Origin of the sequence: Streptomyces sp. GbtcB7, from assembly GCF_019091445.1 — a bacterium.
In the GTDB taxonomy this organism is placed as follows: domain Bacteria; phylum Actinomycetota; class Actinomycetes; order Streptomycetales; family Streptomycetaceae; genus Streptomyces; species Streptomyces mirabilis.
In genome coordinates, this window is the sequence record NZ_JAGXJM010000622.1 from 1 (window position 1) to 237 (window position 237).

The following is a 237-nucleotide window of genomic DNA, read 5'->3' on the forward strand; positions in this document are numbered from 1 at the left end:
CGATGGCGCACCCGCCGGGACGGCTGTAAGCGATCCCTACGAGCCCCTGCGGCAGGCCGACTGGGACCAGATCGTCGACGGCATGTTCGCCTCTCCCGACGGACACGTCCAGGTGGACCGCTTCGTCCTCCACGGCTCCGACCGTGGGTTCATCACGACCTCGCTCAGTGACGACCCCGGGGACTGGGGCTGGCAGGCCCGCCTCGTCGCCACCACCCCAGCCCACCCCATCACCCC

Annotated in this window: 1 pseudogene; it reads left to right on the top strand. The window is 70.9% G+C overall.

The features are described 5' to 3' along the window. Positions 1–237 (top strand): annotated as a pseudogene (locus KVT44_RS57030) (hypothetical protein); the annotation flags it as partial.